The following is a 17,222-nucleotide window of genomic DNA, read 5'->3' as shown; positions in this document are numbered from 1 at the left end:
ACTAAAAACATAGAGATGTAGAGATTATTATGGATTCCCACGATTCGACTTTATCTCAGACCAGTGAAACACCCCGTGCCGTAACCGTAAGGCAGCGGATTTTTTTTGTGGTGCTTGTTGCGACAATGGGCGCGCTGGCATTTGGGTATGATACCGGTATTATTTCAGGGGCATTACCTTATATGTCTTCCCCCTCTGCTGAAGGCGGGCTGGGGCTGACCTCGTTCACTGAAGGCTTGGTTGCGTCGTCACTGGTTTTCGGTGCGGCAATCGGTTCCTTTCTCAGCGGTTTTTTCTCCGATAAGTTTGGCCGCCGCATTACGCTGCGCAGCCTGGCCGTTCTGTTTGTTGTTGGCTCCCTGGGCACCGCGCTGGCCCCCTCGGTATCGGCGATGGTTGCCATGCGTTTCCTGCTTGGGATCGCCGTTGGCGGCGGCTCCTCGACAGTGCCGGTTTTTATCGCGGAGATCGCCGGGCCAAGGCTCAGGGCGCCGCTGGTAAGCCGTAATGAATTAATGATTGTCACCGGGCAGTTAGTGGCCTATGTGGTCAGTGCCTTGCTCAGCTACCTGTTGCACGATGGGCATCTGTGGCGTTATATGCTGGCGATCGCCATGGTGCCAGGCGTCCTGCTGTTTTTGGGGACCTTTTTTGTTCCGGTTTCTCCGCACTGGCTGGTGGCGGAAGGGCGCCACGAGGAAGCCAAAGAGGTACTGCACGAGCTGCGCGAAACGCCGCATGAGGTGCATAAAGAGCTAAAGCAGATGCGTAAACAGGCCAAAGAGGCCGAACGCGGGCCTGACGTCATGACGCTGATTCGCGAAAAGTGGGTGCTAAGGCTGCTGGTCATCGGCATTGGGCTGGGTTTTGCTCTTCAATTCACCGGTGTGAATGCCTTTATGTATTACACCCCGATCATCCTGAAGTCCACGGGCCTGGGCACCACCGCCGCCATTACGGCGACCATCGGCAATGGGGTGGTTTCCGTTATTGCCACCATCGCCGGGATTTGGGCCGTGAGCCGTTTCTCAAGACGGCATATGCTGATTACCGGGTTTTGCTTTGTCATCTTTGCGCAGCTTTCGTTAGGCGCTGTGTTGACGCTGTTATCCTCCGACCTGACGCAAAGCTTTATTGCTTTAGGCTGCATACTGATCTTCCTGTTTTTCATGCAGATGTTTATCGCCCCGGTTTACTGGCTGCTGATGTCCGAATTATTCCCCATGCAGTTGCGCGGGCGGCTTACAGGGACTGCAATTTCGCTGCAGTGGATTTTTAATGCGTTGGTCGCTTTCAGCTTCCCGCCGCTAATGGCCGTTGCCGGCAGCAAAACCTTCTTCATTTTCGCACTGATTAACGTGGGTTCTTTGCTGTTTATCATGCTGATGGTGCCGGAAACGCGCGGGAAAAGCCTGGAAGAAATTGAAACGCATATGCGTGAGAAGTATGGCGAAAATAACGATAAGGCCACTCAGGCTTAGCACCGGTTGGCCCGCCGCGGCTGCGGCGGGCTGATGCGTAAGCAATGCGCCGGGTGCCTGTTTAGACCAGCGTCTGCAATGCGGCAGCGTTAAAATCCTGCAACGCAGCGTGGTTGCCCGTGTGAATTTTGACCGCCCAATGGGGATCGCTCAACAGCGCTCGGCCGACCGCGATCAAATCAAATTCGTTGCGCGCCATGCGCTCAATCAGGTTATCCAGGCTGGCGGGTTTGGCGCTTTCACCGGCAAATGCGCCCATAAAATCGCTCGACAGGCCGACGGAGCCGACGCTAATGGTGGCGGCACCGGTCAGTTTTTTCGCCCAGCCGGCAAAGTTCAACCCCTTGCCGCCGTCGATCTCGGGAAACTCCGGTTCCCAGAACCGCCGCTGCGAGCAGTGCAGGATATCCACCCCGGCGTCGACCAGTGGCACCAGCCAGTCGCTCATGGCCTCTGGCGTGGGTGCCAGACGGGCCGTATAGTCCTGCTGTTTCCATTGGCTAACGCGCAAAATCAGTGGGAAATCAGGGCCAACTGCTTGGCGCATGGCTTTTACCACCTCGGCAGCAAAACGTGAGCGCTGCTGCAAGGTTGCGCCACCGTAGCCATCGGTACGCCGGTTGGTGCCGGCCCAGAAAAACTGGTCGATCAGATAACCGTGCGCGCCGTGGATTTCCGCCACGTCAAAGCCCAGGCGTTTGGCATCCGCGGCTGCCTGCGCGAAGGCGGCTATGGTGTCGGCGATAGCTTCCTCGCTCATCGCCACGCCGCGCGGCTGGCCCGGTGCGATCAGCCCCGATGGGCTCTCGACCTCCGTATCCGGCACCCAATCCGTCTGGAAACTGATGACCGAACCGGTATGCCACAACTGCGGCCCCATCTTGCCGCCGGCAGCGTGAACGCTATCGATAACACGTTTCCAGCCGGCCAACGCTTCCTGGCCGTAGAAAAACGGGATCTGGGCGTCGTTGCGAGCTGCAGGCCGGTTGATCACCGTGCCTTCGGAGAGGATCAGGCCGACTTCGCCTTCTGCGCGGCGCCGGTAATAGGCGGCGATTTTTTCGTCAGGCACGCCGTTGGCGGCAAAGGAGCGCGTCATCGGCGCCATAACGATGCGGTTTTTCAGCGCCAGACTTTTCAGGTGGAAAGGTTGAAACAGGACATCGATATCAGAGCTGACCACAGGCTATATCTCCGCATTAGATTAACAACCTACCTAGTATAGCGTCGATTGGGTTTGCTATAGGCGCGCCGCACCAGGCGGCGCACAAAACGCTACTTCACACCGCCCCCCAACGATTCCCACAGCGTGATCCGGTTTTCGAAATCGGTTTGTTGCAGCGCAACCAGTTCCAACTGTGTCGACCACAGCGTGCGTTGATCGGTTAATACCGTCAGGTAATCGCCGGTGCCCACCTCATAGCTGCGGCGGGCGATGTCGTAGCTGCGCTGCGCCGAGGCAACCGCTTGCACCTGCGCGTCCATTTGCTCATTCAACGTTTCCCGGCGGGCCAGCGCGTTTGCTACATCTTCAAACGCGGTCTGGATAGTCTTTTGGTAAGTGGCAATCAGGCCCTTTTTCTCTGCCTCTGCGTAATGCAACTGCGCCAGATTGCTGCCGCCGGCAAACAGCGGCAGCGTGATACTTGGCGCAAACGACCAAACATTGGTGCCGTGGCTAAACAGGTTCGATAACGAACTGCTGCCAACGCCGGCGCTGGCGGTCAGTGATATGGTTGGGAAGAAGTTCGCGCGCGCGGCGCCAATGTCGGCATTCTCACTCTTCAAATTGTGTTCGGCTTCAATCACGTCGGGCCGCCGCAGCAACACGGCGGAGGAGACGCCGGCCGGCACCAGGGCAATCGCCTGCGGCGCCAGGCTTTCGATCGGGCCCGGCAACAGGTTTTCTGGCACGGTTTCGCCCACCAACAGGTTAAGGGCGTTGATGTCCTGTGCGACCAGCGTTTTATAACTGGCGACGCTGGCGCGCGCCTGCTGATAGGTAGTTTCCGCTTCGCTGACATCGGCCGCTGATGCGGTGCCGACGCCTAACTGCCGTTGGGTAATACGCAGTGTATCCGCCGCGCTGGCCATGGTTTGCTGGCTTAACGCCAGGTTGCTTTTATCCGCCGCCAGCGTTATCCAGGCGGTGGTGGTTTCGGCAACCAGCGTAATCCGCGTATTTTGCGCCGTGGCTTCACTGGCAAGCCAGGTTTCTTTGGCGGCGCGCGCCAGGCTGCGGTTGCGGCCAAACAGATCAAGCTCAAAGCTGCTGATCGCGCCGTCGGCTTCGGCGGAACTGCTCACGCCTTCGCTTACCGTGCGGCTGCGGGTCTGCGTCAGTTCGGCGTCAAGCGTTGGGAACAGCGCCGCACGCTCTTCGCCATACAACGCGCGTGCGGCTTCTATATCGGCAATCGCTTTTTGCAAATCGCGGTTGCTGACCAGTGCGCGCTCCACCACCTTGTTCAGCCGCGGGTCGGCCAGCACTTGTTGCCAGTCGCTCAGTACCGTTTTGGCTTCGCTGTTGTTCCCCTGCGTGGGCCAGGTTTGGGGCACCGGCGCCGCCGGGCGCTCATAGTGCGGATCGAGTGAGATACAACCGGCCAACAGCAGCGACAGGCTGATGATGCTCAAATGAAATATGTTTTTATGATGAAACATCCGTTATTCCTCGTTCACATGGCGGCGAGTGAAAAAGTGTTTCACCAGCACAAAGAACAGGGGCACAAAGAAAATCGCCAGCAGCGTCGCCGTCAGCGTACCGCCGATGATGCCGGTACCGATCGCAATGCGGCTGTTTGCCCCGGCGCCGGTCGATAACGCCAGCGGCAAGACGCCGGCGATAAACGCAATCGACGTCATCAGGATCGGCCGTAACCGTGTTTTCGCGGCGGAAATCGCCGCCGCCGATAACGACTGGCCCTGCTTAACCGCCGCTTCGGCGAACTCGACGATCAGGATGGCGTTCTTTGACGACAGCCCGATGGTGGTCAACAACGCCACCTGGAAATAGATGTCGTTGTTCAGGCCGCGCAGCGACGCCGCGAAAGACGCACCGAGAATACCCAACGGGATAACCAGGATCACTGAGAAGGGCACCGACCAGCTTTCATACAGCGCGGCCAGGCACAGGAACACCACCATAATCGAAATGGTATACAGGCTGAGGGTCTGGCCGCTCGCCAACTGTTCCTGCAGCGACAGGCCGCTCCAGGCATAGGTGGAGCCTTTCGGCAGTTTCGACGCCAGTTCCTCCATTTTGGCCATCGCCGCGCCCGAGCTGTAACCGTCGGTGTTTTCACCGTCAATTTCAAACGAGGTGACGCCGTTATAGCGCGCCAGACTTTGCGGCCCGAAGGCCCAGCGGGTGGTGGCGAAAGCGGAGAACGGCGTCATGGTGGATTCACCGCTGCTGTTGGTGCCCCGCACAAACCATTTGTTCAGATCCTGCGGCTGTGAACGGAACTGACTGTCACCCTCGATATACACTTCTTTTACCCGCCCGCGGTCGATAAAGTCGTCCACGTAGGTGCCGCCCCAGGCGCTGCTCAGCGTGGCGGTGACGTCGCTAAGATCCAACCCCAGCGCAACGGCCTTGTTGTTATCGATATCGACTTTCAACTGCGGCGTTTCAGGCAGGTCTGCTGCGCGTACGGATTGCAACTCCGGGCTGTTATTGGCTTCGGTAATCAACCGATCGCGCATTTTCAGCAGATCGTCATGGCTGGTGCCGCCGGCCGACAGCAGTTCAAAAGTAAAGCCGTTGCTTTGCCCCATGCCCGATAGCGAAGGCGGCGTCATGGCGATGACTTTTGCATCGCGAATGCTGGCCAGCGCCTTATTGGCGGCCTCGGCAATGGCCTGGGCGGTATTTTGCGCGCCGGGGCGCTGGCTCCAGTCTTTTAGCGCCACGAAAGCCATGCCGACGTTGTCGCCGCTGCCGCTGAAGTTGAAGCCGGTCACCGAAAACACCACGTCGGTATTGGCTTTTTCATGGGTGAGGAACCAGTTGGTCACCTCGCTGTTCACCAAATTGGTGCGGTTAACCGATGAGCCTGCCGGCAGGGTGAACTGCACCATCACCTGGCCCTGATCTTCGTTGGGCAGGAAACTGGTAGGCATATGCATCATCAATACGCCCATGGCGGTGGCTAGCGCAGCATAAACCATCATCATCATGGCGGGGCGGCGCAGCCCCTTCAGCACGCCGTGCTTGTAGCGGTGCTCGGTGTTGGCATAGAAGCGGTTGAACCCGCCGAAAAAACCGCGTTTGTGTGGGGTGCTATGGCGCAGCAGCGCCCCACACAGCGCCGGCGTCAGCGTTAAGGCCACCACCACCGAAAGCGCCATGGCGGAAATCAGCGTCACCGAGAACTGGCGGTAAATCACGCCGGTGGAACCACCAAAAAACGCCATCGGCAGAAATACCGCGGAGAGCACCACGGCGATCGCCACCAGCGCGCCGGAGATTTCCCCCATCGATTTTTCCGTCGCGGCGCGGGCCTTTAATCCCTCCTCGCGCATGATTCGCTCGACGTTTTCCACCACCACGATCGCGTCATCGACCAATAGCCCGATGGCCAATACCATGGCAAAGAGCGTCAGGGTATTAATGGTATAGCCAAACGCCGACAGCACGCCGAAGGTGCCCAGCAGCACAACCGGCACCGCCAGGGCAGGGATCAGCGTGGCGCGCACGTTTTGCAGGAACAGGTACATCACGGCGATCACCAGCGCGATCGCGATCAACAGCGTTTCCACCACGTCCTGCACCGACAGCTTGATAAATTCGGTGCTGTCTTTCGGATAGGCCACGTCATAACCCGCCGGCATACTGCTGCGATATTTTTCGACGGTGGCCTTCACTGCCTTGGCCGTGTCCAACGCGTTAGCGCCGGCGGACATCATCACCGCCACCCCTGCGGCCGGGTGGCCGTTGAGGCGTGACGTGGCAATATAGTCCTGGCTGCCCATCTCTACGCGCGCAACGTCGCCGATACGTACCACGGAACCGTTGGCCTCGCTTTTCACGATAATATTGCGGAACTGCTCCGGCGTTTGCAGGCGTGATTGTGCCTGCACCGTGGCGGTAATCTGCTGGGTGGGCGAGGTAGGCGCCGTACCAATGCTGCCGGCGGACAGCTGGATATTTTGCGATTCGATGGCGGTTTCAACGTCTGAAGGCATCAGATCATAGGCGGCCAGCTTGGTGGGGTTCAGCCAGATGCGCATCGCGTATTCGTTGCCGAACACGTTAAGGCTACCGACACCCGGCACGCGCGCCAACGGATCTTGCATATTACTGACCAGCCAGTCGGCAATGTCGTTACTGGTCGCCTTATTGGTCTTGTCGTACAGCGCCATGATCATCAGGAAGTCGGACTGGGATTTGGTCACCGTTATCCCGGCTTCCTGCACTTCGGTCGGCAGGCGGGATTCCGCTTGTTGCAGCTTATCTTGCACCTGAACCTGCGCAGTATCCGGGTTGGTGCCCAGTTTAAAGCTGACCGTAATCTGCACCGTGCCGGCGGAGCTGCTGGTGGAGGTAAAATAGAGCAGATTATCCAGGCCGGTTAGCTGTTGTTCGATCACCTGGGTGACGCTGTTTTCTATGGTTTCGGCCGAGGCGCCGGCATAGGTTGCCTTGATTCTTATCGAAGGCGGCGCCACTTCCGGATACTGCGCTACCGCCATCGAACGGATGGCAATAATCCCGGCCATCATAATCAGCAGCGCGATAACCCAGGCAAATACCGGGCGCCGGACAAAGAAGCGTGAAAACATCAGGCCGCTCCTTCTGTTGCTACCGGTTTAGCCGCTGCGGCGCTGACCTGCACTTCAACCGGTTTGACGGTGTCGCCCGCGTTGACTTTGCCGGTGCCTTCAACGATAACACGATCGCCGGCCTGCAGCCCATTGGTGATCAGATAGTTGTCGCCGGCATTGGTCGCGGTGACTACGTTGCGCAATACCACTTTGTTGCTGGCATCCACGACGAACGCCGTGGCATTGCCTTTTGGATCGCGAATGATGCTTTGCTGCGGCGCCAGGACCGCGTTTTCGATCACCCCCTCATCCACGCTGGCATGAACGAACATGCCCGGCAGCAAAATGTGCTGTGGGTTAGGGAAGATGGCGCGCAGGGTGACGGAACCCGTTGATTCATCAACCGATACCTCGGTTAACTCAAGTTTGCCTTTTTCCGGGTACACCGAGCCGTCTTCCAGCGTCAGCGTGACGTCAAGCGTGTCGCTGTTGGTGGCGAGCGCGCGTTTACGCAGTTGCAGCAGATCCACACTGGAGCGGGTGAGATCAACGTACATGCTGTCGAGTGCGGTGATGGTGGTTAACGCGGTGGTCTGATCGGCGGTGACCAGCGCGCCCGGCGTGACGGTGGAGATACCGATATGCCCGGAGATAGGCGCGGTTACGCGTGTCCAGTTAAGGTTGATTCTATCGGCTTCAAGCGCTGCGGCTTTTTCCGCCACGCTGGCTTTGTCTTCGCCGCAGGTGGCGGCGGCGTCATCGGCATCCTGTTTGGATACGCCTTGCTCTTTCACCAGGATTGCATAGCGTTTGGCCTTTTGGCAGTCGGCAATCACCAGTGCCTTGGCGCTTTGCAGCGCGGCGGCGGCCTGATCATAGGCAGCCTGATAGCTTGAAGGATCAATCTGGTACAGCGCTTGCCCGGCTTTGACCTCATCGCCTTCTTTAAACAGACGGCGTTGAATAATGCCGCCGACCTGCGGCAGCACGCTCGACGTCAAGGTTGCGGTGGTGCGCCCGGTAAGATCGCTGGAATAGGTGAAGGGTTGCGCTTTTAACGTAACCACGCCAACCTGCGGCGGTGCGGTTTTTTCCGGCGTGGAGGCGTCATGGCAGCCGGCTAATCCGAACAGGGTCAACATACATAAAATGCGTAATTCCATAGCAGGGGTCCAAATTAATAGTGGCGAATTATTTCCGGTGTGCAGTGCTTCCAATAACGGCGTGTTTATCTCAATAAGTAATATCCGAAGAGCATGACTCCCCGGATGACGTTTTAAAAATAGTTGGGTTAAAGAAGACATCTCCGATTAGGTTTCATCAATACTCTTCCGCACCAACCTGGATTTGTTGCACAGTTTTTGGCGTTTGGGATGATATATTCATTACGCATTTTTTCTCTCGATTGTTTTTGTGGGCTTTCTTACATAATGATTTGTTTGGGCTTTTTTCTGTTTTCCTCTACGAGGGAAACGGCGTTAGCCAGGAAAAATCAAGATATATCTCAGCTTGGATGGGGTCAAGATAGAATACTTACACGGTAATCGTTTATAACTTATTGTATTATAATGAAATTATAAAATAATGGGGGCAATGTGAAGACACTGGCCTGATTGTGCGAAGCACAAGAAGAAATGTTTAATATATTGTTTTTATTGGTTTTTAATAGAGGCACTTTATAAGGTGAAGAGAATATAAAAATGTAAGTGTAAAAAAATCGAAATAATTAAGTAACGGTATGCTTCTGTGTAATAGGAATATTACACTTGTTGCTCTATCCTATTTTGTTTTTTTAGTTTTAAAATACATGGTTTGTTTCATGTATTGATGGAAAGCGCAATGATGAGATGAAAAATTACATTTTATCGGCGATAATTTACCCTTGGCTGGAGTAAATGTGAATAACCGTTCCGGCCGCAGCGCCGTTGCTGCGGCTTTGTTATATTAAAGAGGGGCGATTACAGACGCGTAATCACCTGCTCTTGTGGAAGGCGTGATTTTGGTAATTTTGCATTAAAATCATTGCCGTCATGGTAACCCACCGCGGCAAGCACCACGCTGGTCAACTGTTTTTCTTCCAGCCCCAGCGCCGAGTCCAGTTTATCGGCGAAAAATCCTTCGATCGGCGTCGCATCCAGCCCCATGCTTGCCGCACCCAGCAGCAGGAAGCCCAGGGAGATATATGCCTGGCGAGCCATCCAGTCACGCTGTTGCTCTGGGGTATTACTGTTACGGTTTACAAAATAGCGGCGGCCTTTATCCTGATTTTGTTCCTGTTCTTCACTGGCAAAGCGCCCATCTTTTTCCTCTTGCGCCAGAAGGTTCTTCAGATGCGCTTCGGTTATTTCCGTATGGGTAGTGAAAACCACCACCATGGCGGATTTTTTGATCTTGTTGTGGTTTGCTTCGGTGACGGCAGGCAAAATTTTCTCTTTCGCTTCGTCGGATACCAGAGCGAAGAAATGCCAGGGCTGCGAATTTACCGATGACGGGCTATAGCGCAATAAATCAAAAAGTTGTTGTTCCTGCTCTGCAGTGAGCGTTTTCGTTTCATCGTAAAGTTTGCTGGCGTAGCGGGTGCGCAGTACTTGATCGATGCTCATGGATAAACTCCTTGTAAACCCTGTTGCAATGAGGGTTATTGATGGCGGATTAAAGCCGGTTTCAGGGAAACTGACGCTGTACTTATAGTAAATTATCGTCGCTGCAGGCGACAGGGGAACCGGCCAGCTTGACTGCCATTTTAACCCTACGCACCTTTGTTGCTCCATCAGGGGGAATCGGTTGCACTAAAAACGCGCTTGTCGGCAGGGTTCTTCGATGCGTTATCTTGTTAATAATGAATGCGAATTGGTTAACGTTTTGTTTTTTCATGGTTAATTTAAAGCGGGTTAATCATGGCATTCTTATTGCTTTGTAACAGCGTCGGCAGAAGCTTCCCTGTTGAGTGGCGTATGCATTCTGGCGGCGGTAACACGACGAAATAAAGACATGAACATGGCAAAGATGCCCCTATAGCTCATAAGAGCTTAGGGGTTTTTTTTTGCCTTCAATCATCCCGGTAATCCTGTGTATCCCGGGAAACAGGCTTTTTTATACACAAACATCAAGGGGAAATAAGATGAGTAATATGACGATGGTATCTGATGTGCAGTATGAGCCGATCCCTGTCGCTGAACTGGCGCCTTGGGCACTTTTCGCCACGTTGCTGGTGCTGCTGGCGATTTATTTCGTTGGAGCGGAACAAGGGGCGACATCGATGTTTTCCGGTACGCAGGTGCATGAGTTTTTCCACGATGCGCGCCATTTACTGGGTTTCCCTTGCCACTGAGGAGTGCGCCATGATTGGAAAGTTATTATTCAGGGGGATGATTGCCGGCATTGTGGCCGGCGCCATCACCTTTGTTTTTGCCCATCATTTTGCGGAACCGCAGGTGGAGCGCGCTATCGCGTTTGAAGAGCATGGCGGCGGGCATGCCCATGGCGGTGACGCGCATGTTCATGGCCATAGCCATGGCGACGATAGTGAAGGCGATGGAGAAGCGTTCAGCCGCCAGACGCAATCCGGGGTGGGGTTACTGGCGGGGATGATGCTGATGGGCGCGGCGCTGGGCGGCGGGCTGGCGCTGGTCTGGGCGTTCAGCTATCAGCGCGTTGGGCCATTTGGCCCACGCACGCTGGCGTTGCTGTTAGCCCTGGGGGGCTTTCTGGCGTTGAGCGTGATGCCGGGGATTAAGTATCCGCCTAATCCGCCGGCGGTCGGGAACCCCGACACCATTGGTTATCGCACGGCACTCTACTTCATCATGCTGCTGGTATCCGTCGGCATTATTGCCGTTTCCGCGTGGTGCGCCCGGCGCTTGCTTCCGCGCCTTGGCGGTTGGAATGCGGCGCTGTCGGCTTGCCTGCTCGGCGTTATCTTGTTGCTGGCGGCTTGCGCGCTGTTGCCGGCGATAAATGATGTGCCGGAGACGTTTTCAGCCGATTTGCTCTGGCGCTTCCGCCTGTCCTCTATTGGCATTAGTTTTGTGTTGTGGGCGGGGATCGGTGTGATGTTTGGCGCGCTCGCCGAAAACATGCTGCCAGCACGCCGGCAGCGCATGTCTTTCGGGCATGGTTGAAGCGATGCCGACATTATTGACCCTGATATGCCAGGGGGAAACCGCAGCGGCCAGGCGTTCGCGGTTTCCCCTGGATGAACCGCTGGCGGCGCAGGTGCCGCCGCAGATACAGCATCTGCCGCAGGGGGCGTATCAGGCGGTGTGGTGTGCGCCCCAGTTGGCCGCCCGGCAAACCGCCCAGGCGCTTGGGTTGCACGCCAACGTGGATGAAGCCCTCAGGGACAGTGACTACGGCGCCTGGGCGGGGTTGCCGTTGATGCAGGTGATGGCCGAAGATAGCCACCATTTTGCGGCCTGGTTGGCGGGAGCGCCGCCGCCGGGCGGCGAGTCGGCCGGGCAGTTGATCGCGCGCTGCGACAGGTGGCTGGCGCAGCGGATGAATGCCGGCGGCCGGCACTGCGCGGTGGTTCCCGCCGCCGTGATCCGCGCCATAGCGGTCGGTTTGCTCGGCGCGCCGGTTCAGGCGCTCGCACGGCTGGATATTCATCCGCTGAGTATCAGCGAGCTGAGTAGCGACGGCCGCCGCTGGCAGCTATGCCAACTGGGCCGGCACGTTGATTAGTGCCTGATGAGCCGCTCCCCACGTTGGCGATGGGCTTTTTTACGTTACGCGACCGGTGACGGCGCATCGGCATCAGCGGTATTGCTCAAACTCAATGGCCTGTCTGACCTGCAAAAGCGCCGTGCGCAGGTTGTCGATGGAGACGGAGCCCAGCGCAATCCGTATCGCCTGCGGCACGTTCGCGGCGGTAGTGAAGGGCTCGGCGGTCGAGACTGAAATGTGGCTGTTCATTAATTCCCGAACCACGCGGTCGGCTCTGCTGTCTTCCGCGAGCGGGAGCCAAAGAAAATACGAAACCGGGTGGGCGATACAGGGGAGTGCGCCGAGGCTTTCTCTCGCCACAACCTGGCGCCGGCGAGCGTCGCGCCTTTTGAGCGTTTCAAACCGCGCTACGGTGCCATCCTGGATCCAACCGCAGACCAGGGCCGTCATTAGGGAAGGCGTATTCCAGGTGGTTGCCCTTATTGCCCGCTCAAGCGCCGGCCGATATTGATTTGGGCAGATCACGCTACCCACACGTAATCCAGTGGCGATTTTTTTCGAAAAACCTGTGACATAGACGGTTCTTTCCGGCGCATAAAAAGCCACGGGTGGGGGTGGGTGCCCGATTAAATACGCATACGCAGCATCTTCTATGATGAGCAGATCATGCTGGCGGGCAATGTTTGCCAGTTCCTTCCGCTGCCCATGATTGAGCACCCAGCCAAGTGGATTGTGCAGCGTGGGCATGGTGTAAAGCGCACGAACATGGCGTTTTAGACAAAGCTGGCGGAGCGCACCCAAATCCGGGCCTTCGGCGTTGTATGGGATGGCAATCAGCTCAAGATGATAGAGCGCTGCAAGCGCTTTAAAACCGGGATAAGTCAGTGCATCAACCGCCACCACATCGCCGGGGCTGAGAAGCCCCATCACGGTGATGGCAAGCCCGTGCTGGGCACCATTGACGATCAGTACATTTTCGGCCTTCGGCACAAAGCCATTGCCGGCAAAATGACGGGCGATAATCTCCCGTTCTGCCTGCCGCCCGGCATGAGGCTGATAGCGCAGATGTGATTCAATATCGCCCACGGTCGAGACTTGCCGGAGAGCGTCGCGCAGCAATTCCCCCTGTCCGGGCAGGGAAGGGTAGTTGAAGTTCAGATCCAATACGTCGGTTGCTACGGCGTGTTGATCCACACCGTGCCCCATTGGCAGCGAAATTTCCCGGACAAACGTTCCGCGCCCGGTTTCGCCGCTGACCAGCCCCATTGCTTCCAACTCGGCATAGACGCGGGTCGCCGTCGCCAGCGATATGTGCGCTTCGCAAGCCAACCTCCGGTGGGTGGGCAACTGGGTGCCTGCCTGAATCTGCCCAGAGCGGATGGCCTGCGCGTAGTTATCGACAATGGCTTTGTAGCGCGCCTTCATGAAATGTATCCATGACAATAATTTGATTGTATTAGATTGAGCAGATTAACATCGGCCCGTTGATGGCTCAAATCTTCATGCATACAGATACAGTGAGGTAAGCGTGGTTAATCCAGTGGTCGATAAAACAGGGCCGGGGGCGCTATCCGGTTGGCTTAATGGTTTACTGGGCGTACTGATTTTTAGCGGTTCGCTGCCGGCAACCCGTATTGCCGTACTTGATATGGATCCCTTCTTTCTGACTTTCCTGCGGGCCGCTATCGCTGGCGTCCTTGCGGCCATGCTGATCTTTGGTTTTCGCGAGAAGCGCCCGCATCCGGCGCAGATTGGCCCACTGCTGATTGTCTCACTGGGCGTGATCATTGGATTTCCATTGCTGACGGCGATGGCGTTGCAGCATATCACCGCTGCACACTCCATTGTCTTTCTGGGGTTGTTGCCGCTCACGACGGCGATCTTTGGCGTGCTTCGCGGCGGAGAACGCCCGCGTGCGGCTTTCTGGCTGTTTTCTGTGCTTGGCAGCCTTCTGGTGGTGGGATTCGCACTTTCGCAAAGTGCCTCGGTCTCACTGACGGGGGATCTGTTGATGCTCGCGGCGGTTATCGCCTGTGGTCTAGGTTATGCCGAGGGTGCTAAACTGACCCGCCAGTTAGGCGGTTGGCAGGTCATCAGTTGGGCGCTGATTATTTCGCTGCCATTTATGCTGATAGCCGTGTTTATTACGCTGCCTGCGTCTTTCAGCGCCATCGGTGCTTCCGCATGGCTTGCGTTGGGCTATGTGTCTCTCTTCAGCATGCTGATCGGTTTCATCTTCTGGTACAAAGGGCTTGCCGCCGGCGGTATCGCCGCCGTAGGCCAATTACAACTGCTGCAGCCGTTCTTCGGGCTTGCATTGTCCGCCACGCTGTTGCACGAAACCGTCAGCCCCCTGATGCTGGTCATTACGCTTGGCGTTATTCTGTGCGTGATCGGATCGCGCAACTTTGCGCGTTAGCTTACCTATCATACCGTGCCGTACAATGGCGCATCGCCGCTAATTTTACAGGAATCAACGATGTTTAAAGGTCTTAGTGCTTTTCCGCTCACACCGTTGGTCGGTGGTGAGGTTGATGAAAAATCGTTTCTTTCGCTGATCGAAAATCTGGCCGGTGCCGGGGTGGATTCCATCGGGGCGCTCGGCTCAACGGGCAGCTATGCCTATCTGACGCGTGAGCAACGATTTCATACGACGCAACAGGCGGTCAGCGCGGCGGCGGGGATCCCGGTGATAACCAGCATTGGCAGTGTCAGCGCGGAAGAGGTGCTAAGGCTGGCGGAGGATGCCCAAAAAGCCGGCGTGAGCGGCGTTCTTCTGGCCCCGGTATCCTATCAACCGTTGACCCGTGACGAAGTCTTCGCGCTATATGAGCGCGTGAGCCGCGAACTGTCCGTTCCGCTCTGTATCTATGACAATGTGGCGACGACCCGGTTTGAATTTACGGACGAGCTGCTGATTGCGTTATCCAGGCTCAACGCTATTGGCTCGATCAAACTCGGCGATCTCCCGGCCGATCGCGATGCGGCCACGGAACGCGTCAGAAGGCTAAAAGCGCGCGTTTCTGAGGGAGTCACTATCGGGATCAGCGGCGATGCTCAATCTGCGGCAGGGTTGATTGCCGGTTGTGATGTTTGGTACTCCGTGCTTGGGGGGCTTTTCCCGCACTATGCCCTGCGCCTGACAGAAGCGGCATTACGCCAGGATGAAAGTGAAACGCATCAGCTGGATGTGGCGTTGGCGCCATTGTGGGCATATTACCGTCGCCACGGTAGCCTGCGGGTGATCGCCACGGTGGCGGAGATCCTGGGGGTTGTGCCGATGCCGTGTCTGCCGTTTCCGCTACAAACATTGAGCTGCAAAGAGCGGGGTGCGTTGCAACAGACGCTGGAATCGCTGCATTTTCTGGCCTGATAGCAGGTTTTGTTGTGAACGCTTTTGCCGGTTGCTACAGCGTCCGGCGGGGGTATTCCCGTGCGCTAAAAGTGCACAAGAAATAACATTAACGCTCTGGTTACTTTTCTTGTTTATTATCTGATAATTTTGCAACAGATTCATTCTCTACAATCCGGTGGGGTACAACGAATTTCATTCCATGAGATTTCTTTCCGTTTATCTGTTCCACAAGATGTTTCAAACTATATTTCGCCAATAAATCAACATTTATATCTATAGTTGTAATGTATGGATGAGATAATGTAGAGAATATTGTATTGTTAAAGCTAATGACGGATATATTCTGTGGGACTGCGTAACCAATATATTCCAGATGTTTGATGACTTTAAACGCAAGGAGATCTTCAATAATAACTACAGCAGTAGCTTTGGTTTCCTTTAGAATACTGCCAATGTTTTCTAAATCTTGTGGTTTTTCAATGTCAATTGCATCAAAAGGGATAAGATCTTGCATCAGCAAGGCTTTTTGATAACCAAAATATCGTTCAAAATGAACATTTTCTTTTATTCTGTTTGTGATGAAAAGGATTTTTTTATGACCATTTTTTATGAGGTAATCTGTCGCATGCTTGCCTAATAACTGGTTATCATTATCAACATAGGTAATGCTATCTTCATTTTTACATGGCATACCTGTCAACGTGAAATTGAATTTATTTTTGTGCAAATACTCAATGACAGGATCCTCTATATTTGAATAAAATAGAATAAAACCGTCAACTTGTTTCTGAGCATGCATCCGTTTTACATTCAATAACAGCTCATCAAAATTTTTTGATACGGCCAAAGCCACTGAAAACCCAAATTTCTGAGCCTCGGTATTTACTGATTCAATAAACTCGAGAAAGAAAGGGATACTCATTTCTTCTCTTGATTTTAACGGTGGCAAGATTATCGCAATAGTATTTGCTTTCCCCTTTCCTAAGCTTCGCGCCGTTGAATTAGGGGTGTAACCCAAATCCTGCATAATCCTGTTAACTCTTTCTTTCGTTTTTTCTGAGATATTGGCGCTATCGTTGATCACTCTGGATACTGTCGATGTGGCTACACCGGCCTTGAGCGCGACATCCTTAATCGTGATTGCCATTTAAATCATTCCCCTAAAAAGATATCCAGCTCAACAACAATGGGTTAAACAATCAAGCTTAACAAACTTATTAAAAAAGTAAAGTTAGCATATAATCATATAAAAACAATAACATACGAAAACGTACTCCAAACACTCTGTTTGTCTCTACCACACTGAAACGCATCAGCTACCCACCATTTATGTGAGTAAAATCACATTCCTTAAACAATTCACTTTACCAAGGTTGGATAGCTATTATCATCCAATGCAAGCGGTTGCATTAATATTGCATTATTTTGCATAAATACAAGAAAACAGATTGATTAATAAGGGGAAATTATGAGTGTTGTTCTGGCAAGAATTGATCAGCGTTTGATTCACGGTATCGTTGTGACTCAATGGACTGGTTTTACAAAAGCAAAAAGGTTGATGGTTGTAGATGACGAAATCAGCCAGGATGAAACGCAAAAAGAAGTTATGCGGATGAGTAAACCGGTGGGTACCAATATGTCAATTATAGATACAACCACCGCGATAAATAATTTTAAAAACGGGAAATATGATGGGCATAACGTATTTCTTATTGTGAACACGCCTGAAACATTATTGCGACTGGTTGAGGGGGGTGTGAAAATACCGAAAATTAATATAGGTATTATATTTGATGGCGAGGGTAAGACCACATTGAAGAAAATGGTTTCCGTCAGTCCTAAAGAAGTCGAAGATTTGAAGAAGTTATCTTCACTTGGCATACCGGTAACTTTTCATTTTGTGCCAAATGATGCAGAAGAACCATTAGAAGCCTATATTAAATAGCAAAGGT

At 54.3% G+C, this 17,222-nt stretch carries 14 protein-coding genes; 7 read left to right on the top strand and 7 right to left on the bottom strand.

Features of this window, described 5'->3' with window-relative positions; all coding sequences use genetic code 11:
• Positions 1-29: 29 nt before the first annotated feature.
• Positions 30-1,481 carry an MFS transporter gene (locus AC559G_RS05965; RefSeq protein WP_498911856.1) on the top strand — a complete coding sequence of 484 codons (1,452 nt, stop codon included), beginning with the start codon at positions 30-32 and terminating at the stop codon, positions 1,479-1,481.
• A 61-nt stretch (positions 1,482-1,542) separates the two neighbouring features.
• On the opposite strand, the gene AC559G_RS05960 is transcribed toward AC559G_RS05965, so the two are convergent.
• The 5 genes from AC559G_RS05960 to nfsB all read right to left on the bottom strand — a co-directional run bounded on the left by AC559G_RS05960 (position 1,543) and on the right by nfsB (position 9,853).
• Positions 1,543-2,664, bottom strand: a complete 1,122-nt coding sequence (locus tag AC559G_RS05960; protein WP_498911855.1) for an NADH:flavin oxidoreductase — start codon at positions 2,662-2,664, stop codon at positions 1,543-1,545.
• A 92-nt stretch (positions 2,665-2,756) separates the two neighbouring features.
• Entirely contained in the window at positions 2,757-4,145 is a 1,389-nt protein-coding gene (locus tag AC559G_RS05955; RefSeq protein WP_498911854.1) for an outer membrane factor lipoprotein domain-containing protein, read from the bottom strand.
• A 3-nt stretch (positions 4,146-4,148) separates the two neighbouring features.
• A complete protein-coding gene (locus AC559G_RS05950) occupies positions 4,149-7,268 on the bottom strand; it encodes an efflux RND transporter permease subunit (protein WP_498911853.1) in 3,120 nt (1,039 codons plus the stop codon).
• Positions 7,268-8,413: an efflux RND transporter periplasmic adaptor subunit gene (locus AC559G_RS05945; RefSeq protein WP_498911852.1), complete on the bottom strand. Its 1,146-nt coding sequence runs from the start codon at positions 8,411-8,413 to the stop codon at positions 7,268-7,270. The genes AC559G_RS05950 and AC559G_RS05945 overlap by 1 nt, the downstream gene beginning before the upstream one ends.
• Positions 8,414-9,208: 795 nt before the next feature.
• Complete coding sequence (gene nfsB / locus AC559G_RS05940) at positions 9,209-9,853, bottom strand: nitroreductase family protein (RefSeq protein WP_498911851.1); 645 nt, start codon at positions 9,851-9,853, stop codon at positions 9,209-9,211.
• A gap of 518 nt (positions 9,854-10,371) precedes the next feature.
• Between nfsB and AC559G_RS05935 the strand changes: the two genes are divergently transcribed.
• Genes AC559G_RS05935 through AC559G_RS05925 form a run of 3 tightly spaced genes read left to right on the top strand, consistent with a single transcriptional unit; the run spans position 10,372 to position 11,933 of the window.
• Positions 10,372-10,581: a CbtB domain-containing protein gene (locus AC559G_RS05935; RefSeq protein WP_095844847.1), complete on the top strand. Its 210-nt coding sequence runs from the start codon at positions 10,372-10,374 to the stop codon at positions 10,579-10,581.
• A 10-nt stretch (positions 10,582-10,591) separates the two neighbouring features.
• Complete coding sequence (locus tag AC559G_RS05930; RefSeq protein ID WP_498911850.1) at positions 10,592-11,371, top strand: CbtA family protein; 780 nt, start codon at positions 10,592-10,594, stop codon at positions 11,369-11,371.
• Positions 11,372-11,375: 4 nt separating this feature from the next.
• Complete coding sequence (locus AC559G_RS05925; RefSeq protein ID WP_498911849.1) at positions 11,376-11,933, top strand: histidine phosphatase family protein; 558 nt, start codon at positions 11,376-11,378, stop codon at positions 11,931-11,933.
• Positions 11,934-12,005: 72 nt separating this feature from the next.
• Here the strand turns inward: AC559G_RS05925 and AC559G_RS05920 are convergent, their stop codons facing one another.
• Complete coding sequence (locus tag AC559G_RS05920; RefSeq protein WP_498911848.1) at positions 12,006-13,340, bottom strand: aminotransferase-like domain-containing protein; 1,335 nt, start codon at positions 13,338-13,340, stop codon at positions 12,006-12,008.
• A 103-nt stretch (positions 13,341-13,443) separates the two neighbouring features.
• Between AC559G_RS05920 and AC559G_RS05915 the strand changes: the two genes are divergently transcribed.
• Together AC559G_RS05915 and AC559G_RS05910 are read left to right on the top strand one after the other, a co-directional pair.
• Positions 13,444-14,334, top strand: coding sequence for a DMT family transporter (locus AC559G_RS05915; protein ID WP_498911847.1), 891 nt, complete (start codon positions 13,444-13,446; stop codon positions 14,332-14,334).
• Positions 14,335-14,394: 60 nt separating this feature from the next.
• Positions 14,395-15,288, top strand: coding sequence for a dihydrodipicolinate synthase family protein (locus tag AC559G_RS05910; RefSeq protein WP_498911846.1), 894 nt, complete (start codon positions 14,395-14,397; stop codon positions 15,286-15,288).
• Positions 15,289-15,388: 100 nt separating this feature from the next.
• Here the strand turns inward: AC559G_RS05910 and AC559G_RS05905 are convergent, their stop codons facing one another.
• Positions 15,389-16,417: a LacI family DNA-binding transcriptional regulator gene (locus AC559G_RS05905; RefSeq protein WP_498911845.1), complete on the bottom strand. Its 1,029-nt coding sequence runs from the start codon at positions 16,415-16,417 to the stop codon at positions 15,389-15,391.
• Positions 16,418-16,738: 321 nt separating this feature from the next.
• Here AC559G_RS05905 and AC559G_RS05900 point away from each other — a divergent pair, with 321 nt between their 5' ends.
• Entirely contained in the window at positions 16,739-17,215 is a 477-nt protein-coding gene (locus AC559G_RS05900) for a PTS sugar transporter subunit IIB (protein ID WP_498911844.1), read from the top strand.
• Positions 17,216-17,222 lie beyond the last annotated feature (7 nt).

The sequence above is a fragment of the Gibbsiella greigii genome (assembly GCF_039540155.1).
GTDB classification, from domain to species: domain Bacteria; phylum Pseudomonadota; class Gammaproteobacteria; order Enterobacterales; family Enterobacteriaceae; genus Gibbsiella; species Gibbsiella quercinecans.
The sequence above is the reverse complement of the archived record's forward strand: the minus strand, read 5'-3'. Positions and strand labels throughout refer to the sequence as shown.